The organism is Pseudomonas sp. P4795 (assembly GCF_048822895.1).
Lineage (GTDB): Bacteria > Pseudomonadota > Gammaproteobacteria > Pseudomonadales > Pseudomonadaceae > Aquipseudomonas.
The window spans coordinates 962198-982272 of sequence record NZ_JBMFBT010000001.1 but is presented as its reverse complement, the minus strand read 5'-3'; the positions used below and the strand labels follow the sequence as shown (position 1 = coordinate 982272).

At 59.1% G+C, this 20075-nt stretch carries 18 protein-coding genes; 13 read left to right on the top strand and 5 right to left on the bottom strand.

Annotated elements, in window-relative coordinates; translation table 11 throughout:
• Nucleotides 1-7 precede the first annotated feature (7 nt).
• Genes ACOI8A_RS04210 through ACOI8A_RS04200 form a run of 3 tightly spaced genes read right to left on the bottom strand, consistent with a single transcriptional unit; the run spans nucleotide 8 to nucleotide 3071 of the window.
• Nucleotides 8-994 carry an alpha-L-glutamate ligase-like protein gene (locus tag ACOI8A_RS04210; RefSeq protein WP_420648823.1) on the bottom strand — a complete coding sequence of 329 codons (987 nt, stop codon included), beginning with the start codon at nucleotides 992-994 and terminating at the stop codon, nucleotides 8-10.
• Nucleotides 994-2529: an inactive transglutaminase family protein gene (locus ACOI8A_RS04205; RefSeq protein WP_420648822.1), complete on the bottom strand. Its 1536-nt coding sequence runs from the start codon at nucleotides 2527-2529 to the stop codon at nucleotides 994-996. The genes ACOI8A_RS04210 and ACOI8A_RS04205 overlap by 1 nt, the downstream gene beginning before the upstream one ends.
• Nucleotides 2530-2534: 5 nt before the next feature.
• Nucleotides 2535-3071 (bottom strand): ATP-dependent zinc protease, encoded by a 537-nt coding sequence (locus ACOI8A_RS04200; RefSeq protein WP_420648821.1) that lies wholly within the window; start codon nucleotides 3069-3071, stop codon nucleotides 2535-2537.
• Between the two features lie 292 nt (nucleotides 3072-3363).
• On the opposite strand from ACOI8A_RS04200, the gene ACOI8A_RS04195 reads away from it, so the two are divergent.
• The 5 genes from ACOI8A_RS04195 to prpF all read left to right on the top strand — a co-directional run bounded on the left by ACOI8A_RS04195 (nucleotide 3364) and on the right by prpF (nucleotide 10044).
• The gene (locus tag ACOI8A_RS04195) at nucleotides 3364-4083 is read left to right on the top strand and encodes a GntR family transcriptional regulator (protein WP_420648834.1); all 720 of its coding nucleotides are present in this window, start codon (nucleotides 3364-3366) and stop codon (nucleotides 4081-4083) included.
• The gene (gene prpB, locus ACOI8A_RS04190) at nucleotides 4080-4970 is read left to right on the top strand and encodes a methylisocitrate lyase (protein ID WP_420648820.1); all 891 of its coding nucleotides are present in this window, start codon (nucleotides 4080-4082) and stop codon (nucleotides 4968-4970) included. Before ACOI8A_RS04195 ends, prpB begins: the two co-directional genes overlap by 4 nt.
• Before the next feature lie 42 nt (nucleotides 4971-5012).
• Entirely contained in the window at nucleotides 5013-6140 is a 1128-nt protein-coding gene (gene prpC, locus ACOI8A_RS04185; protein ID WP_420648819.1) for a bifunctional 2-methylcitrate synthase/citrate synthase, read from the top strand.
• 62 nt (nucleotides 6141-6202) lie between these two features.
• Nucleotides 6203-8797 (top strand): Fe/S-dependent 2-methylisocitrate dehydratase AcnD, encoded by a 2595-nt coding sequence (gene acnD / locus ACOI8A_RS04180; protein ID WP_420648818.1) that lies wholly within the window; start codon nucleotides 6203-6205, stop codon nucleotides 8795-8797.
• Between the two features lie 56 nt (nucleotides 8798-8853).
• Entirely contained in the window at nucleotides 8854-10044 is a 1191-nt protein-coding gene (prpF, locus tag ACOI8A_RS04175) for a 2-methylaconitate cis-trans isomerase PrpF (RefSeq protein WP_420648817.1), read from the top strand.
• A gap of 52 nt (nucleotides 10045-10096) precedes the next feature.
• Here prpF and ppsR read toward each other — a convergent pair whose 3' ends face one another.
• The gene (ppsR, locus tag ACOI8A_RS04170) at nucleotides 10097-10915 is read right to left on the bottom strand and encodes a pyruvate, water dikinase regulatory protein (protein ID WP_007951980.1); all 819 of its coding nucleotides are present in this window, start codon (nucleotides 10913-10915) and stop codon (nucleotides 10097-10099) included.
• 174 nt (nucleotides 10916-11089) lie between these two features.
• Between ppsR and ppsA the strand changes: the two genes are divergently transcribed.
• The 8 genes from ppsA (at nucleotide 11090) to ACOI8A_RS04130 (ending at nucleotide 19219) form a co-directional block, all read left to right on the top strand.
• Nucleotides 11090-13465, top strand: coding sequence for a phosphoenolpyruvate synthase (ppsA, locus tag ACOI8A_RS04165; protein WP_420648816.1), 2376 nt, complete (start codon nucleotides 11090-11092; stop codon nucleotides 13463-13465).
• A 94-nt stretch (nucleotides 13466-13559) separates the two neighbouring features.
• Complete coding sequence (locus tag ACOI8A_RS04160) at nucleotides 13560-14549, top strand: alpha/beta fold hydrolase (RefSeq protein ID WP_420648815.1); 990 nt, start codon at nucleotides 13560-13562, stop codon at nucleotides 14547-14549.
• Between the two features lie 195 nt (nucleotides 14550-14744).
• Complete coding sequence (gene rraA / locus ACOI8A_RS04155) at nucleotides 14745-15236, top strand: ribonuclease E activity regulator RraA (protein WP_420648814.1); 492 nt, start codon at nucleotides 14745-14747, stop codon at nucleotides 15234-15236.
• 25 nt (nucleotides 15237-15261) lie between these two features.
• On the top strand, nucleotides 15262-16257 hold the full coding sequence (locus tag ACOI8A_RS04150) for a zinc transporter ZntB (RefSeq protein WP_420648813.1): 996 nt from the start codon (nucleotides 15262-15264) through the stop codon (nucleotides 16255-16257).
• A gap of 63 nt (nucleotides 16258-16320) precedes the next feature.
• A complete protein-coding gene (locus ACOI8A_RS04145; protein WP_420648812.1) occupies nucleotides 16321-16569 on the top strand; it encodes a CrfX protein in 249 nt (82 codons plus the stop codon).
• 2 nt (nucleotides 16570-16571) lie between these two features.
• Nucleotides 16572-17396 (top strand): mechanosensitive ion channel family protein, encoded by an 825-nt coding sequence (locus tag ACOI8A_RS04140; RefSeq protein ID WP_007916401.1) that lies wholly within the window; start codon nucleotides 16572-16574, stop codon nucleotides 17394-17396.
• 90 nt (nucleotides 17397-17486) lie between these two features.
• Nucleotides 17487-18077, top strand: a complete 591-nt coding sequence (gene sigX, locus ACOI8A_RS04135; RefSeq protein WP_420648811.1) for an RNA polymerase sigma factor SigX — start codon at nucleotides 17487-17489, stop codon at nucleotides 18075-18077.
• Between the two features lie 107 nt (nucleotides 18078-18184).
• Nucleotides 18185-19219 carry an OmpA family protein gene (locus ACOI8A_RS04130; protein ID WP_420648810.1) on the top strand — a complete coding sequence of 345 codons (1035 nt, stop codon included), beginning with the start codon at nucleotides 18185-18187 and terminating at the stop codon, nucleotides 19217-19219.
• A gap of 73 nt (nucleotides 19220-19292) precedes the next feature.
• Here ACOI8A_RS04130 and cobA read toward each other — a convergent pair whose 3' ends face one another.
• Nucleotides 19293-20072, bottom strand: coding sequence for a uroporphyrinogen-III C-methyltransferase (gene cobA / locus ACOI8A_RS04125; RefSeq protein WP_420648809.1), 780 nt, complete (start codon nucleotides 20070-20072; stop codon nucleotides 19293-19295).
• Nucleotides 20073-20075 lie beyond the last annotated feature (3 nt).

Here is a 20075-nt window from a genome sequence, read left to right as displayed (position 1 = left end):
TTCGGGATCAACCCTCGACCGCCGGAATATGCCCAAACAATTCCTGGGCAAACGCCACCCGCTCTTCAACCGTCTCCGTCACCCCACGCGCCTTCAACTCTTCCAGTCGTGCTTCAACCGCATGCGTACGCAACGTCAGCCCGCAATCGTTGGCGATCTGAATATTCAGCCCCGGCCGCGCATTCAGCTCAAGAATCAGCGGGCCTTTTTCCTGATCCAGCACCATGTCCACACCGATGTAGCCCAACCCGCATAGCTCATAACAACCGGCCGCGAGTTTCATGAAACCGTCCCAGTAGGGCAGTTGCACGCCATCGACTGCGTTGGTGGTGTCCGGGTGTTTGGTGATGATGTTGTTCAGCCAGGTACCGCGCAGGGTCAGGCCGGTGGCCAGGTCAACGCCGACACCGATCGCGCCTTGGTGCAGGTTGGCCTTGCCGCCGGACTGGCGAGTCGGCAAGCGCAGCATGGCCATCACCGGATAGCCCATCAGCACGATGATGCGGATGTCCGGCACGCCTTCATAGCTGATGCTTTTGAAGATCTGGTCCGGGGTCACGCGGTATTCGATCAGTGCGCGGTCGCGGTGTCCGCCCAGTGAATACAGGCCGGTGAGGATGCTTGAGATGTGATGTTCAAGCTCTTCGTGGGCAAGGATCTTGCCCGAGATCGTGCGATAGCGGCCCTCGAAACGGTCGGCGATCACGATGATGCCGTCGCCGCCCGCGCCTTGGGCCGGTTTGATCACGAAGTCGCTGCGCGCGCCGATGATCTCGTCGAGCTTGTCGATTTCCTTCTCGGTGGAAATTACACCGTACAGTTCCGGCACATGAATGCCGGCCTTGATCGCGCGCTCTTTGGTGATGATCTTGTCATCGACAATCGGGTACAGACTGCGCTTGTTGTACTTGAGCACGTAGTCCGCGTTACGCCGATTGATGCCCATGATGCCCCGGGCTTCCAGGGCCTTCCAGGTCTTCCAGAAACCGAACATCAGGCGTCAGCCTTCTTCAGGAAAGCCTTGAAGCGCACCAGTTCGGTCAGGCGATAACCGCGATAGCGACCCATTGCCAGCATGAAGCCCACCAGAATCAGCAGGATCGCCGGGAAGGTAAACACGAAGTACACCAGCTCCGGCACGCTCATGATGAGGTGCGCCAGGGACGCTGCGAACAGCGTGCCGATCGCCACTTTCATCGCATGTCCGGCACCGCGTTCTTCCCAGGTGATCGACAGGCGTTCGATGGTCATGGTCAGAATCACCATCGGGAACAGCGCCACCGACAGACCGCGTTCCAGACCAAGCTTGTGACTAAAGAGACTGATCGCCGCGATCAACACCACAACAAAGGTCAACACCACCGAGAGTCGCGGCAGCATTTGCAGCTTCAGATGTTCCAGATACGAACGTAACGACAGCCCCAGCGCGGTAATCACGGTAAACAGCAGAATGCCGAACCCGAGTTGCGTCTCGCGGAAGGCCAATGCGATCAGCACCGGAGTAAAGGTGCCGAGGGTCTGCAAGCCGATCAGGTTGCGCAGGATCAGGATCACCAGCACGCCAATCGGGATCATCACCATGATCATGAAGGTCTGCTGGGTTTGCAGCGGCAGTCCGTACAGCGAGTAATCGAGGAAGTTGGCGTCGGTGTTTTCGTCGGTCAGCTTGGCCAGACGAATCGCGTTCATCTCGCTGTTGTTCAAGCTGAAGGTCACGTTGGCTTTCTTGCCGCCGTCGACGGTGATCAGGTTTTCATCGCCGGTCCACCACAGCAGGCGGTCGGTCGGCAGGCCCTGTTCGCCGGTTTCCGGGTTGAAGTACAACCAGTCGGCGCCATTGAAGCTGCGCAGCCACAGTTCCGGGGTTTGCGGCTGATCGGCGACCAGACGCAGGGTGTGGACTTTTTCTACCGGTACGTGGGCGATCGACAGCAGCAATTCGACGATCTTGGCTTTGTGCGCAGTCGATGGATCACCGGCCAGCAGCAGTTTCACGTTATCGTCGTTGAGATTGTTGACGCGTTTGATCGCTTCGCCGATGAACGTTTCGACGTCGGCGGAGTGCTGGCGGATCGGCGCGAGCAAGGCTTCGGCGGCGATTTTCTCCGCGCCTTCGATGACCATGCTGTCGCGGAAGGTCGGGCCTTTGATCTTGGTTTTTTCCGCGGTGTAGCGCTTGGTCAGCACCAAGCGGTAATACAGCGTCTGATTGCCCTTGGCGCGGCGCGCCGACCACGTCACCTTGCGGTTGCCGTCAACCCGGTTGACCGCTACCCCGTAGTTGTTCGAGATGAAGCTTTCATTGAGGCTGACATAGTCGCGACTCAGGGGCGGCACGAACATCTGGATCTTCACCGGATCCTTGGTGCTGGCGACGAACTCGACTTTGGCGTCGATGTTCCACAAGTCGTCGGTGGCGTCTTCGGTCACCGGGATGCCGAGCACGAAAATCTGATAGGCCGTAACCGAAACGCCGAGCAGCACCAGAATGGTGATCAGGATTTTCAGGTGGAAGGTTAGAGAACGCATGGAAATTACTCGGCGGTATGAGCGGCGATGGCGCAGGCAGGTTTGCCGGCAGCGTATTTAAGACTGGGATCGACCAGCGCGTCGAAGCGTTTCAACGCTTCGGAGCCGATCAAAAGCGGATATTGGAACGCACTTCGGTCGGTCAGGTTCACTTCTATGCTGCGCATTGCCGAACCCATGCAGATATCCAGCTCGATCACCGGACGAGCGGTGTATTTCTTGCCCTCTTCCGGATCGTAGTCGCCGGCGCGGCGCTTGATTTTGCTGACCCGTGCCAGCGGCCGTTCGAGCGGGTGCGAATGCGCGGTGTCGATGGCCAGATAGAAGCGTACCCACGACTCGCCGTTGCGTTTGAAGCGTTTGATGTCGCGGGCGCTCAGTGAGGCGGTTTTGGCGCCGGTGTCGAGTTTGGCCGCGACTTGCAGATTGATACCGTCCAGCGCTGCGTATTCATTGAGGCCGTACACGGTTTTTTCCCCCGCCAAGGCGAGGCCGGGCAGGCAGAGCATATAAAAGAAGGTGGAGAAGGGCTTGAGTCTCATAAATCCTGGTGCGCAGCGTTCCGTTTCTCGGTGCAAGGCGTTGGGCAATGACTGCGCAAGCGCCTACGTGTGCCTATCAGCTTTTTATGACAAGCCGTGCAAATGACTGGCAAATGCGGGCGGCATTCTAGCACGGTGGTTTTATGGCGCCAGCCGCCGAGCGGGTCTATAACCCTTGGGGCTGAATCAGTGGCTTATTAGACGATTGTCGACAATACCTATTTATCCTTTGACTGATGCGGGCTTATTCGCTATTTTTTGCCGCATCTGATTTAAAGGTGTCGACAATATGCTGGATCAACTCGATCCCCCGGTGATCAGCGGTGACGATTCCGAGACACTTTCGGAAAACGTCTTTCGGCGCATTCAGGCGGCCATCGTCAAAGGTGAAATCGCCCCGGGCAGCAAGATCTCCGAGCCGGAGCTGGCGCGTACCTACGGCATCAGCCGTGGGCCGCTGCGTGAGGCGATCCATCGTCTGGAAGGCCAGCGCTTGCTGGTGCGCGTACCGCACGTCGGCGCACGGGTGGTCTCGCTGAGCCATGCCGAATTGCTCGAACTCTACGAAATTCGCGAATCCCTTGAAGGCATGGCCTGCCGTCTGGCGGCGGAACGCATGACCGCCGAAGAAATCGACGAACTGCGCCGGGTCCTCGAAACCCATGAGCGCGACGCGGCGTTTCAGGCCGGCGTCGGTTATTACCAGCAAGAAGGCGATTTCGACTTTCACTATCGGATCATCCAGGGCAGCGGCAACCGCACCCTGACCCAGATGCTCTGCGGCGAGCTGTATCAACTGGTGCGCATGTATCGCATCCAGTTTTCTACCACCCCCAACCGTCCGCGTCAGGCGTTTGCCGAGCACCACCGGATTCTCGATGCCATCGCCGACCGTGACGGCGAACTGGCCGAATTGTTGATGCGCCGGCACATCGGCGCTTCGAAACGCAATATCGCCCGTCATTATCAGGACGGCGCCAACCCGACAGTCACTGAACGAGGTGAGTCATGAGTTCCAACCAGAACACTCCAGGCCAGCGTTTTCGCGATGCGGTTGCCAGCGAGCATCCGCTGCAAGTGGTCGGCGCGATCAACGCCAACCACGCATTGTTGGCCAAGCGCGCCGGTTTCAAGGCGATCTACCTGTCCGGTGGCGGGGTGGCCGCAGGCTCTCTCGGGGTGCCGGATCTGGGCATCACCGGTCTGGATGACGTGCTGACCGACGTGCGCCGCATCACTGACGTCTGCGATCTGCCGTTGTTGGTGGATGTCGATACCGGTTTCGGCTCCTCGGCGTTCAACGTCGCGCGCACCGTCAAATCGATGATCAAGTTCGGCGCGGCGGCGATTCACATCGAGGATCAGGTCGGCGCCAAGCGTTGCGGCCACCGTCCTGGTAAAGAAATCGTCTCGCAGCAGGAAATGGTCGACCGGATCAAGGCTGCGGTCGATGCGCGCACCGATGACAGCTTCGTGATCATGGCCCGCACCGATGCGCTGGCAGTTGAAGGTCTGGAATCGGCACTGGATCGCGCGGCCGCGTGCATCGAGGCCGGTGCTGACATGATCTTCCCGGAAGCAATCACCGAGCTGGATATGTACAAGCTGTTCGCCAGCCGCGTGAAAGCGCCGATTCTGGCCAATATCACCGAGTTCGGCGCCACACCGCTGTACACCACCGAACAACTGGCCGGGGCCGATGTATCGCTGGTGTTGTACCCGCTGTCGGCGTTCCGCGCGATGAACAAGGCTGCGGAAAACGTCTACACCGCGATCCGCCGCGACGGTACGCAGCAGAATGTCATCGACACCATGCAGACTCGCATGGAGCTCTACGATCGCATCGATTACCACACGTTCGAGCAGAAGCTCGATGCGTTGTTTGCGGCGAAAAAATAAACGCCGCCAGCCTCCCTAACAAATTCAAGATTGGAGAAAACAATGGCCGAAGCAAAAGTACTCAGTGGCGCCGGGCTCCGGGGCCAGGTTGCCGGGCAAACCGCACTGTCCACCGTGGGCCAGGCCGGTGCCGGGCTGACCTATCGCGGCTATGACGTGCGCGAACTGGCGGCAGATGCGCAGTTCGAAGAAGTGGCGTACCTGCTGCTGTACGGCGAACTCCCTAGCAAAACCCAGCTCGCCGACTACCAGCAAAGACTCGGCAAGCTGCGCGATCTGCCGCAAGCGCTGAAAGAAGTGCTTGAGCGCATTCCCGCCGACGCCCACCCGATGGACGTGATGCGCACCGGTTGCTCCTTCCTTGGCAACATCGAACCGGAGCAAGACTTCTCCGAGCAACTGGACAAGACCGACCGGCTGCTGGCCGCGTTCCCGGCGATCATGTGCTATTGGTATCGCTTCAGTCACGATGGTCAACGCATCAATTGCGTCAGCGATGAACCAACCATCGGCGGCCACTTTCTGCACTTGCTGCACGACAAGAAGCCGAGCGAACTGCACGTCAAAGTGATGAACGTGTCGCTGATCCTCTACGCCGAACACGAATTCAACGCTTCGACTTTCACTGCCCGGGTGTGCGCTTCGACGTTGTCTGATCTGTATTCCTGCGTAACGGCGGCCATCGGCTCGCTACGCGGCCCGCTGCATGGCGGCGCCAACGAAGCGGCGATGGAAATGATCGAGCGCTTTTCGTCGCCGGACGAGGCGATCAAAGGCACCCTCGGCATGCTTGAGCGTAAAGACAAGATCATGGGCTTCGGCCACGCGATCTATAAGGACAGCGATCCGCGCAACGAAGTGATCAAGGGCTGGGCGAAAAAGCTCTCTGACGAAGTCGGGGACAAGGTGCTGTTCGCGGTTTCCGAAGCGATCGACAAGACCATGTGGGAGCAGAAGAAACTCTTCCCCAACGCCGATTTCTACCACGCCTCGGCGTACCACTTCATGGGCATCCCGACCAAGCTGTTCACGCCGATCTTCGTCTGCTCGCGCCTGACCGGCTGGGCCGCGCACGTGTTCGAACAGCGCGCCAACAACCGCATCATCCGCCCGAGCGCCGAGTACGTCGGCGTCGAACAGCGCAAGTTCGTGCCAATCGAACAGCGCTGACCGGGGAGGGCGCCGGTACAGGCGCCCCCTCTTTTGTGACTACCGTGACCGAGTCCCGACCGATGAACACAGAATTCCGCAAGAACCTGCCCGGCACGCCGCTGGATTATTTCGACGTCCGTGCGGCGGTCGATGCGATTCAGCCCGGCGCCTACGACACCCTGCCGTACACCTCGCGCGTGCTGGCGGAAAACCTCGTGCGGCGTTGCGATCCGGCCACGCTGACCGAGTCCCTGAAACAATTCATCGAACGCAAGCGCGACCTGGATTTCCCGTGGTTCCCGGCGCGCGTGGTGTGCCACGACATTCTCGGCCAGACCGCGCTGGTCGACCTCGCCGGTCTGCGCGATGCCATCGCCTTGCAGGGCGGTGACCCGGCCCAAGTCAATCCGGTGGTGCCGACGCAGTTGATCGTCGACCACTCGCTGGCCGTCGAGGCCGGTGGTTTTGACGCGCAAGCCTTCGAGAAGAACCGCGCCATCGAAGACCGCCGTAACGAAGACCGTTTCCACTTCATCAACTGGACGAAGAAGGCCTTCAAGAATGTCGATGTGATCCCGCCGGGCAACGGCATCATGCACCAGATCAACCTGGAGAAAATGTCTCCGGTGATCCAGGTGCGCGACGGCGTGGCGTTCCCGGATACCTGCGTCGGCACCGATAGCCACACCCCGCACGTCGATGCACTGGGCGTAATCGCCATTGGCGTTGGCGGCCTCGAAGCCGAGAGCGTGATGCTCGGCCGCGCGTCGTGGATGCGTCTGCCGGAAAGCGTCGGCGTCGAACTGACCGGCAAGCTGCAACCGGGCATCACCGCCACCGATATGGTGCTGGCGCTGACCGAATACCTGCGCAAACAGAAAGTCGTCGGCGCATGGCTGGAATTCTTCGGCGAAGGCGCCGCCGCGCTGACCCTCGGCGACCGCGCGACCATCTCCAACATGGCCCCGGAATACGGCGCCACCGCGGCGATGTTTTACATCGACCAGCAAACCATCGACTACCTGAAACTTACCGGTCGCGAAGACCAACAAGTGCAGCTTGTCGAGCATTACGCGAAGACCACTGGCCTGTGGGCCGACAGCCTGAAAGGCGCGCAATACGAGCGCGGCCTGACGTTCGATCTGTCGTCGGTCGTGCGCAACATGGCCGGCCCGAGCAACCCGCACGCCCGCGTGGCGACTTCGGATCTGGCGGCCAAAGGCATCTCCGGTCAATGGGATGAAGTGCCGGGGCAAATGCCCGACGGCGCAGTGATCATCGCCGCCATCACCAGTTGCACCAACACCAGCAACCCGCGCAACGTGATCGCCGCCGGCCTGATTGCGCGCAACGCCAACAAGCTTGGGCTGACGCGCAAACCGTGGGTCAAGTCGTCGCTGGCGCCGGGTTCGAAAACCGTGGCGCTGTACCTTGATGAAGCGGGGCTGACCACTGAGCTGGAGCAGCTTGGTTTCGGCATCGTCGCGTTTGCCTGCACCACTTGCAACGGCATGTCCGGTGCGCTCGATCCAGTGATCCAGCAAGAGATTATCGACCGCGATCTGTACGCCACCGCCGTACTCTCGGGCAACCGTAACTTCGACGGACGCATTCACCCGTACGCCAAGCAAGCGTTCCTTGCTTCGCCGCCGCTGGTGGTGGCTTACGCCATCGCCGGGACCATCCGTTTCGACATCGAGAAAGACGTACTTGGCGTGGTCGATGGCAAGGAAATCCGCCTGAAAGACATCTGGCCGAGCGACGAAGAAATCGACGCCGTGGTCAAATCCTCGGTCAAGCCGGAGCAGTTCCGTCAGGTCTACATTCCGATGTTCGCCATCCACGAAGACACCGGCCCGAAAGTCGCGCCGCTGTACGATTGGCGCGAAATGAGCACCTACATCCGCCGTCCGCCGTACTGGGAAGGCGCGCTTGCCGGCGCGCGGCCGCTCAAGGGCATGCGCCCGCTGGCGGTGCTGCCGGACAACATCACCACCGATCACCTGTCGCCCTCCAACGCGATCATGCTCGACAGCGCCGCCGGCGAATACCTGGCGAAAATGGGCCTGCCGGAAGAGGACTTCAACTCTTACGCAACGCACCGTGGCGACCACCTGACCGCGCAGCGCGCGACCTTTGCCAACCCGAAACTGTTCAACGAAATGGTCGTGGAAAACGGCAAGGTCAAACAGGGTTCGCTGGCCCGCGTCGAGCCGGAAGGCCAGGTGATGCGCATGTGGGAAGCCATCGAAACCTACATGGAACGCAAGCAACCGCTGATCATCATTGCCGGCGCTGACTATGGCCAGGGTTCCTCGCGCGACTGGGCGGCCAAAGGCGTGCGCCTTGCCGGGGTTGAAGCGATTGCCGCCGAAGGTTTCGAGCGCATTCACCGCACCAACCTGGTGGGCATGGGCGTGTTGCCACTGGAGTTCAAAGCGGGCACCGATCGCCATACGTTGGCCATCGACGGCACTGAAACCTACGACGTGATCGGTGAGCGCAAGCCGCGTGCGGATCTGACGCTGGTGATCCACCGCAAGAACGGCGAGCGCGTCGATGTGCCGGTCACCTGCCGCCTCGATACCGCCGAAGAAGTGTCGATCTACGAAGCCGGCGGCGTGTTGCAGCGCTTTGCTCAGGACTTCCTCGAAGAATCGGCGGTTGCCGTTTAAAACAAGTTAAGCGACCAAAGGATGATGAGTCCTTTGGCCGCTTTGAAGGAGCAGTCATGGCTCACGCAGCACAAATCAAAATCCCCGCCACTTATATGCGTGGCGGCACCAGCAAAGGCGTGTTCTTCAGCCTGAAAGATCTGCCAGAAGCCGCACAGGTCGCAGGCCCGGCCCGCGATGCTTTGTTATTGCGCGTGATCGGCAGTCCCGACCCTTACGACAAGCAGATCGACGGCATGGGCGGTGCGACCTCCAGCACCAGCAAAACCGTGATCCTGTCGAAGAGCACCAAGGCCGATCACGATGTGGATTACCTGTTTGGTCAGGTCTCCATCGATAAACCGTTCGTGGACTGGAGCGGCAACTGCGGCAACCTGTCGGCGGCGGTCGGTTCGTTCGCCATCAGCAATGGATTGGTGGATGCCGAGCGCATTCCGCACAACGGCGTCGCCGTGGTGCGCGTGTGGCAGGCCAACATTGGAAAAACCATCATCGCGCACGTGCCGATCACCAACGGCGAAGTGCAGGAAACCGGTGATTTCGAGCTCGACGGCGTGACCTTTCCAGCGGCTGAAGTGCAGGTCGAATTCATGGATCCGGCGGCGGAAGAAGAGGGCGGCGCTGGTTCGATGTTTCCCACCGGCAACCTGATCGATGACCTCGACGTGCCTGGCGTCGGCACCTTCAAAGCGACCATGATCAACGCCGGTATTCCAACGATTTTCGTCAACGCTGAAGACATCGGCTACACCGGCACCGAGCTGCAAGGCGCGATCAACGGTGACCTGAAAGCGCTGGCGATGTTTGAAACCATTCGGGCTCACGGCGCATTGCGCATGGGCCTGATTTCCGATCTCAACGAAGCGGCCAAACGGCAACACACGCCGAAAGTCGCATTCGTCGCCAAGCCTGCGGATTACGTGGCCTCCAGCGGGAAGGCGATTGCGGCGGGGGATGTAGATCTGCTGGTGCGCGCCTTGTCGATGGGCAAGCTGCATCACGCGATGATGGGCACGGCGGCTGTGGCGATTGGCACGGCGGCGGCGATTTCCGGCACCTTGGTGAACCTCGCTGCCGGTGGTGTTGAGCGTAATGCGGTGCGGTTCGGGCATCCGTCCGGAACCCTACGCGTCGGGGCTGAGGCCAGTCTGGAGAACGGCGAATGGGTGGTGAAGAAAGCCATCATGAGCCGTAGTGCGCGGGTGTTGATGGAGGGCTACGTCCGCGTTCCGGGCGATTCCTTCTGACACAACACACCCCGTGTAGGAGCCTGCGGCAGCTCCTACAAGGGGCAATTGGTTATTTGAAGCGCCGCTCGACGCCTTTCTCTACGAGAATTTTCGCGGAAATCTCTTCCACCGAAAAATGCGTGGAATTGATGTTGGGGATGTTCTCGCGGCGGAACAGGTTTTCCACTTCGCGCACTTCGAATTCGCACTGGGCGTAGCTCGAGTAGCGGCTGTTGGGTTTGCGCTCGTTGCGGATCGCAGTAAGGCGATCCGGGTCGATGGTCAGTCCGAACAGCTTGTGTTGATGGGCGCGCAGGGCGGCCGGCAGTTGCAGGCGTTCCATGTCGTCTTCGGTCAGCGGGTAGTTGGCCGCGCGGATGCCGAATTGCATCGCCATGTACAGACACGTCGGCGTCTTACCACAGCGCGACACACCCACTAGTATCAGATCGGCCTTGTCGTAATAGTGGGTGCGGGCGCCGTCGTCGTTGTCCAGGGCGAAGTTCACCGCCTCGATGCGCTCCATGTAATTGGAGTTGTGGCCGATGGAATGCGACTTGCCGACGGTGTAGGAAGAATGCTCGGTCAGTTCCTGCTCAAGCGGTGCAAGAAAGGTCGAGAAAATGTCGATCATGAAACCATTGGACGTTGCGAGAATCTCACGAATGTCCTGATTGACGATGGTGTCGAAGATGATCGGCCGGAAGCCGTCGGTTTCGGCGGCTTTGTTGATTTGTTGTACCATGGCCCGCGCTTTTTCCACGCTGTCGATGTACGGTCGCGTGAATTTGCTGAAGGTAATGTTTTCGAACTGCGCCAGGAGGCTTTGACCCAGGGTTTCGGCAGTAATGCCGGTGCCATCGGAGATAAAGAAAGCAGATCGTTTCATTTGCACCTTGGGCCTTAAGCTAATAGTCATTCTTGGATATGATAGGCGCGATTTGCCGGCCGCCAGTGGCCAGCATTCTCACTTATTTTCCAGGTCCAGGCCATACAGCCGGCCAACGCTCCCCCGAGCAGCCGGTTTCTGAGCTTTTCCAACACAGTTAGTGGAGAGATCACCTTGGTAGAGTACGTAGTTTCCCTCGATAAGCTCGGCAAACACGATGTTGAGCATGTGGGGGGCAAGAACGCATCCCTGGGCGAGATGATCAGCAACCTGGCCGGCGCCGGTGTTTCGGTCCCCGGCGGCTTTGCCACCACCGCGCAGGCCTATCGTGACTTCCTGGAACTGAGCGGTCTGAACCAGCAGATCCACGACGCGCTCGACGCCCTCGACGTTGACGACGTCAACGCCCTGGCCAAGACCGGTGCGCAGATCCGTCAATGGATCATGGACGCCGAATTCCCTGAAAAGCTCAACGCCGAGATCCGCACCGCGTTCGCCGCGCTGTCGGCCGGCAATCCTGACATGGCCGTGGCCGTGCGCTCTTCCGCCACCGCCGAAGACTTGCCGGACGCATCGTTCGCCGGTCAGCAGGAAACCTTCCTGAACATTCGTGGCGTGGAAAACGTTATCCGCGCTGCCAAAGAAGTATTCGCCTCCTTGTTCAACGACCGTGCGATTTCCTACCGCGTGCACCAGGGCTTCGACCACAAACTGGTCGCCTTGTCTGCCGGCGTGCAGCGCATGGTGCGTTCGGAAACCGGTACCGCCGGCGTGATGTTCACCCTCGACACCGAATCCGGTTTCCGTGACGTGGTGTTCATTACCGGCGCTTACGGTCTGGGCGAAACCGTTGTGCAAGGCGCGGTGAACCCGGATGAATTCTACGTCCACAAAGGCACGCTGGAGGCCGGTCGTCCGGCGATCCTGCGCCGTAACCTGGGCAGCAAAGCCATCAAGATGATCTACGGCGAAGTCGCCACGGCCGGCAAATCGGTCAAGACCATCGATGTGGACAAGGCTGATCGCGCGCGTTTCTGTCTGTCCGACGCTGAAGTCAGCGAATTGGCCAAGCAAGCGATGATCATCGAGAAGCACTACGGCTGCCCGATGGACATCGAGTGGGCCAAGGACGGTGACGACGGCAAGCTGTACATCGTGCAGGCGCGTCCGGAAACCGTGAAAAGCCGCACCCAGGCCAACGTCATGGAACGTTACCTGCTGAAAGAAACCGGCACTGTGCTGGTGGAAGGTCGTGCGATCGGCCAGCGCATCGGCGCCGGCAAGGTGCGGATCATCAAGGACGTCTCGGAAATGGACAAGGTCCAGCCGGGCGACGTGCTGGTTTCCGACATGACCGACCCGGACTGGGAACCGGTCATGAAGCGCGCCAGCGCCATCGTCACCAACCGGGGCGGCCGTACCTGCCACGCGGCGATCATCGCCCGCGAGCTGGGTATTCCGGCAGTCGTGGGTTGCGGCAACGCCACTCAGTTGCTGAAAGATGGCCAGGGCGTGACCGTTTCCTGCGCCGAAGGCGACACCGGTTACATCTTCGAAGGTGAGCTTGGCTTCGATATCAAGAAAAACTCCGTGGACGCCATGCCTGATCTGCCGTTCAAGATCATGATGAACGTCGGCAACCCGGACCGCGCCTTCGACTTCGCGCAACTGCCGAACGCCGGTGTGGGCCTGGCCCGCCTGGAGTTCATCATCAACCGCATGATCGGCGTGCACCCGAAAGCACTGCTGAACTACGACGGTCTGCCGCAGGAAATCAAGGACAGCGTCGACAAGCGCATCGCCGGTTACGACGATCCGGTCGGCTTCTATGTCGATAAACTGGTCGAAGGTATCAGCACCCTGGCCGCTGCGTTCACCCCGAAAAAGGTCATCGTGCGTCTGTCGGACTTCAAGTCCAACGAATACGCCAACCTGATCGGCGGCAAGCTGTACGAGCCGGAAGAAGAAAACCCGATGCTGGGTTTCCGTGGCGCTTCGCGTTACATCAGCGAATCGTTCCGTGACTGCTTCGAACTCGAGTGCCGTGCGCTGAAACGTGTGCGCAACGAGATGGGCCTGACCAACGTCGAAATCATGGTGCCGTTCGTTCGAACCTTGGGCGAAGCCAGCCAGGTTGTTGATCTGCTCGCAGAGAACGGCTTGAAGCGCGGCGAGAACGGTCTGCGCGTGATCATGATGTGCGAACTGCCATCCAACGCGATTCTGGCGGAAGAATTCCTCGAATTCTTCGACGGTTTCTCGATCGGCTCCAACGATCTGACTCAACTCACGCTGGGTCTGGATCGCGACTCCGGGATCATCGCGCACCTGTTCGACGAGCGTAATCCAGCGGTCAAGAAGCTGCTGTCGAACGCGATTCAGGCGTGCAACAAGGCTGGCAAGTACATCGGCATCTGCGGTCAGGGTCCTTCGGACCACCCGGATCTGGCGCGCTGGCTGATGGAGCAGGGCATCGAAAGCGTGTCGCTGAACCCGGATTCCGTGCTGGAAACCTGGTTCTTCCTGGCTGAGGGTCAGGCTCAGGCTTGATCGGTGAGTGAAGCGGCCGGTCACTGACCGGTCGCTTTATGATTGAAACAGGGCGGGCTCCTCTGGACGCCGCCCTTTTTTGTGCAAGAGCATTATGCAAAGCAGCAGCAACCTATTTCCTGTCGCCCTGATCAGCGCCGAGCGGCGCGGCGATCTGAGCGAAGACGTGTATCGCCTGAAACCCGGCAACAGCCCCGACTGGTCGGTGGAAATCGCCGTGACCCGTCTGGGCATGGCCGATGAATCGCTGGCGCGCGGCGTGCCGGTGATTCTGCTGCATGGCAGTTTTTCCAATCGACGCTTCTGGTTTTCGCCCAAGGGTCTTGGCCTCGGCGCCTATCTGGCGCGATTGGGCTACGACGTGTGGATTCCGGAAATGCGCGGGCATGGCTTGTCCCAGCGCAACCAGAACTACCGCAAAAACCGCGTCGCCGATTACGCGCGCTACGATCTGCCGGCGATTGCTGCGTTTGTGCGCGAGCAGAGCGGGCAGATTCCGCACTGGATCGGTCACTCGCTGGGCGGCATCACGCTGGCTGCGGCGCTTGGCGGGGAATACCTCGGTGAGCCTGCGGTGGCGTCAGCGGCATTTTTCGGAACGCAGGTCAGCCGCACCTATTGGCCGCTGAAAATCCCGCCGGTGGAGTGGAGCGGGCGCTTCATTCTCAAGCGCTTTGCGCAACTCTCAGGTTCGCGGCTCAAGCGTGGCCCGGAGGACGAGCCGATCGGTCTGGCGCTGGAAAGCATGCGCTGGTACGGCCTGTTCGGGCGTTTCGGCGACAAGGACAAGGACTGGTGGGCGGGTCTGGCCGAGGTTCAGGTGCCGGTACTGGCAGTGAGCGCGGCGGGCGATCATCAGGATCCGACGTGGGCCTGCCAGAAACTGTTCGAGCAGATCGGCTCCGAGCACAAGCAGTTCATCAATCTTGGGCGCGAGCAGGGCTTCAAAGATAATTTTGGCCACGTCGAAATGCTGGTCAGTAAAGCCGCGCAGGCTGAGGTCTGGCCGTTGGTGGCGCGTTGGCTGGCTGATCAGCAGACACCGTTACTAGGTGAGGCGGCGAGTCTGGCGAAAGCTGTTTGAACTGACGAAGGCATTTCGTTCAGGCTTGCTTGCGGCTAAGATATGACGGATTCAGTGGTTCTGGTCATTTTTAGTGGCCATTTGGCTATTACGTTTCAGCGTTTGTTCAGGTGCTGTCGGCGACCATGCCATGGGCTAAGGTGAACAGCGACCGTTCGACATCCTTGATCGTCTTCCTTTGACAGGAGTTTTTCGATGAACCATTACCTTACGCCTGACCTGTGCGATGCGTATCCGGAGCTGGTGCAGGTGCTGGAACCGATGTTCAGCAATTTCGGCGGCCGTGATTCCTTCGGCGGCGAGATCGTGACCATCAAATGCTTCGAAGACAACTCGCTGGTCAAGGAACAAGCGGAACTCAAGGGCAACGGCAAGGTGCTGGTGGTCGACGGCGGCGGTTCCCTGCGTCGGGCGCTGTTGGGCGACCTGATCGCCGAGAAGGCGGCGAAAAACGGCTGGGAAGGGCTGGTGATCTACGGTTGCATCCGTGATGTCGATGTCATCGCTCAGACCGATCTCGGGGTGCAGGCACTGGCCAGCCACCCGATGAAGACTGACAAACGCGGTATCGGCGATCTGAATGTCGCCGTCACCTTTGCCGGTGTGACGTTCCATCCGGGCCACTACATCTATGCGGATAACAATGGCGTGATCATCTCGCCAAGCCCGCTGCAAATGCCTGAATAAATCGCGGTAATCATTAGGGGTGAGGATGTTCGAGGAAGAAAACGCGCAATGGGGGCTGGTGCATGCCCTGGTGCTTGACGGTAAAGGCGGCGCGCGTTCGATAGCCCGGACTGATCTCGACGATTTGCAACTGCAGGCCCACGAGAGCCTGTGGTTGCATTGGGATCGCAGTCACCCGCAAACCCAGACCTGGTTGCGTAAATCCAGTGGGCTAAATGAGTTCACCTGCGACCTGTTGCTGGAAGAAAACACCCGGCCACGCCTGTTGCCGCTGCCGGATTCCGAGCTTTTGCTGTTTTTGCGCGGGGTCAATCTGAACCCCGGCGCTGAGCCGGAAGACATGGTCTCGGTGCGCATTTTTGCCTCGGCGCAGCGAGTTATTTCCCTGCGTTTGCGCCCGTTGCGCGCAACCGATGAGTTGTTGGTGGATTTGGCAGAGGGCAAAGGCCCGAAAACGTCGTCTGAACTGATCCTGTATCTGGCGCAGTTCCTCACCAATAAAGTGCAGGACCTGGTGACTTGCCTCTCGGAAATCGCCGATGAGGAAGAAGAAAAGATGGATGCCGACGAACGGTATACCCCCGAGCATGGCTCGATTTTGCACATCCGTCGTCGGGCTGCCGGGCTGAAGCGTTTCCTCGCTCCGCAACGGGATATTTTCGGCCAACTGACGCGGATAAAACTGCCATGGTTTGTCGACGACGACGCTGACTACTGGAACGAATTGAATAACAGCCTGACGCGCTATCTCGAAGAGCTCGAATTGACTCGAGAGCGCGTGGGGCTTGTGCTGGAGGCCGAAGACCGGCGCTTGAGCGTGCGTATGAACCGCACCATGTACCGCTTCGGGATCATCACCGGGATCTTTTTGCCGATGAGTTTTCTCACCGGTCTGCTGGGCATCAATGTCGGCGGAATACCGTTCTCGGAAAGTCCCTACGGATTCATGCTGGCATGCCTGCTGATGGCCTCGGTGGCACTCGGGCAATGGTGGTTGTTCCGCCGTTTGCGCTGGGTATGAATATGCAGCATGTGACCCGACCAAATTTGCCCGCGTCTTTCACAGACATCACGAGAGGTGCGTATGCACGATCCGTTTGAACAGTCTCTGCGCGACATGCTCAACGCCTCGCCGTCCGCTCGCGACGACGATGCGGCCCTTGGGCGTGTGCTTAAAACCGCCAACCGCCAGGTCGGCGCCGGCGATCTGTTCAGCCTGCTGGGCCGCTGGCTGCCCGCGCTGATGATCGCTTTGAATAATGGATCGGCGCATGTCTCGCCGGTTTCCCGTCTTCGTAAACCTGTTGCTCGCACTGCTGATAAGGCTGATTGAATATGGAACTTGATCTCTGGACTCAGAGCCTCGTCACTGCAATGACTGCGTTGTGGACCAAAGTCGCCAATTTCATCCCGAACCTGTTCGGCGCACTGGTGGTGCTGCTGTTGGGCTTCGTGGTGGCCAAGTTGCTCGACACGTTGCTGTCCAAATTGCTGGCCAAACTCGGTCTTGACCGCTTGATGGGCGGCACCGGTTTGACTAAATTAATGTCCCGTGCGGGGCTGCAAGTACCGATCTCGACGCTGATCGGAAAAATTGTGTATTGGTTCGTTCTGCTGATATTTTTGGTTTCTGCGGCAGAATCCCTTGGCCTTGAGCGAGTTTCAGCTACGCTCGACATGCTGGCGTTGTATTTGCCGAAAGTTTTTGGCGCCGCGCTGGTGTTGTTGGTGGGTGTTCTGCTCGCACAATTGGCCAACGGGCTGGTGCGCGGGGCGGCAGAAGGCGTAGGGCTGGACTACGCTTCAGGACTTGGGCGAATTGCCCAGGGCCTGGTTATCATCATCAGCATCTCGGTCGCGATCAGTCAGCTTGAGGTCAAGACCGACCTGCTGAACCATGTGATTGTCATCGTTTTGATTACCGTTGGTCTGGCAGTTGCGCTGGCCATGGGCTTGGGAAGCCGGGAAATTGCCGGTCAGATTCTTGCGGGAATCTATGTGCGTGAGTTGTATCAGGTTGGGCAACAAGTGCGTGTTGGCGAGGTCGAAGGCCAGATCGAAGAGATCGGCACGGTTAAAACCACATTGCTGACCGATGAGGGTGAGCTAGTCTCTCTTTCCAATCGGATCCTGCTGGAACAGCATGTGAGTAGCCGCTAACCCGGCAAACCCTGCTAATGTATGCCGCCGCGAAATGCCAGCTGATGCTGGTTGCGGCGGACATTGACCTGACTGTCGGCACGACTTGTTTTGAATAAAGCCCATACGCTATCTACGCGCTACGACCCCCGCGAGCTCTCTGATGAGGAGTTGGTCGCGCGCTCGCACACCGAGCTGTTTCACGTGACGCGCGCCTATGAAGAGCTGATGCGGCGTTACCAACGAACATTATTTAACGTTTGTGCGCGATATCTTGGGAACGATCGCGACGCAGACGATGTCTGTCAGGAAGTGATGTTGAAGGTGCTGTACGGCTTGAAGAACTTCGAGGGGAAATCGAAGTTCAAAACCTGGCTGTACAGCATCACTTACAACGAATGCATCACGCAGTATCGGAAGGAACGGCGAAAGCGTCGCTTGATGGACGCATTGAGTCTTGACCCCCTCGAGGAAGCGTCTGAAGAGAAGACGCCGAACCCCGAGGACAAGGGCGGGCTTGATCGCTGGCTGGTGTATGTGAACCCGATTGACCGCGAAATTCTGGTGCTACGATTTGTCGCAGAGCTGGAGTTTCAGGAGATCGCAGACATCATGCACATGGGTTTGAGTGCGACAAAAATGCGTTACAAACGTGCTCTAGATAAATTGCGTGAGAAATTTGCAGGCATTGCTGAAACTTAGTTCGGCGCAAATATCTCTTACGTGTAGGCAAGTTCTGATAGACTTGCCGCCGAGTTGTCCCCCGGTTTGCGGGACTGCTTCACAATCACCAGATGGGGATTTAACGGATGAAACTGAAAAACACCTTGGGCTTGGCCATTGGTTCTTTGATTGCCGCCACTTCGTTCGGCGCTCTGGCACAAGGCCAAGGCGCAGTTGAAATCGAAGGCTTCGCTAAGAAAGAACAATTCGACAGCGCTCGTAACTTCAAGAACAACGGCAACCTGTTCGGCGGCTCTGTTGGTTACTTCCTGACCGACGACGTTGAACTGCGTCTGGGCTACGATGAAGTGCACAACGTACGTGCCAACGACGGCAAGAACGTAAAGGGCGCTAACACCGCTCTGGACGCTCTGTACCACTTCAACAACCCGGGCGACATGCTGCGTCCGTACGTTTCGGCCGGTTTCTCTGACCAGAGCATCGACCAGAACGGTTCGAACGGTCGCAACCGTTCCACCTTCGCCAACGTTGGCGGCGGTGCCAAGCTGTACTTCACCGAGAACTTCTACGCCCGTGCTGGCGTTGAAGCTCAATACAATATCGACCAGGGCGACACCGAGTGGGCTCCTAGCGTTGGTATCGGTGTGAACTTCGGTGGTGGCTCCAAGCCTGCTGCTGCTCCAGTTCCAGCACCAGCTGAAGTCTGCTCCGACAGCGACAACGACGGCGTATGCGACAACGTTGACAAGTGCCCGGACACCCCAGCCAACGTAACTGTTGACGCTGATGGCTGCCCAGCAGTTGCTGAAGTTGTACGTGTAGAGCTGGACGTTAAATTTGACTTCGACAAATCTGTTGTTAAAACCAACAGCTACGGCGACATCAAAAACCTGGCTGACTTCATGAAGCAGTACCCATCCACCACCACTACTGTTGAAGGTCACACTGACTCCGTCGGTCCTGACGCTTACAACCAGAAACTGTCCGAGCGTCGTGCAAACGCCGTTAAGCAAGTTCTGACCAACCAGTACGGTGTTGAATCGTCCCGCGTTCAGTCTGTTGGCTACGGCGAAACTCGCCCAGTTGCTGACAACAAAACTGACGCTGGCCGCGCTGTAAACCGTCGCGTAGAAGCGCAGGTTGAAGCTCAAGCTAAGTAATTAGCTGCCGCTCTGAGGAAAGCCCGGCTTAGGCCGGGCTTTTCTTTGTCTGCGATTTGACTGCCGGTATTTGCTACCGGGCGATCGCGCTCTGAATGTAGGAGCTGCCGCAGGCTCGGGCCGCGATCGGACGATCTTTTGATCCTGCCCGCCAGGCAACGGCACCGATGACCAAAATTGCCGGGCTTTTCAACTGAAATCTGCAAGCATCCTCCTCCATAGCCGTCAGATCACTGCGACATTCGCGCTGCTCCGGCAGGGAAGCGTTTTCGATCATCGCCACCGGCGTAGCCGCCGCCATGCCGCCAGCCAACAGCTGCTCACGAATTTCGCTGAGCTTGGCCACACCCATGTAAATCACCAGTGTCGTCCCGCCCTGCGCCAGCGCCTGCCAGTTCAACTGACTGTCGTCCTGCGTGTGCGCCGTGACCAGCGTCACACCACGCGCCACGCCGCGTAACGTCAGCGGAATATCGCATTGCGTCGCCCCGGCCAGCCCGGCGGTGATGCCATTCACCAGTTCCACTTCAATCTCACGCTCACGCAGCCACTGCGCTTCCTCACCACCACGGCCGAAAATACACGGATCGCCGCCCTTGAGCCGCACCACGCATTTGCCTTGGCGCGCGTAGCGCAGCATCAGTCGATGAATGAATGCCTGTGGCGTTGAACGACAGCCACCGCGCTTGCCGACGGCAATGATCCGCGCGCCGGGGCAGTGTTCCAGCACTGCTGCGTTGACCAGATCATCAATCAGCACCACATCTGCCTCGCGCAGCGCACGCACGGCTTTGAGCGTGAGCAATTCCGGATCGCCAGGGCCTGCGCCCACCAGCCAGACTTTCGCGTTCATGGT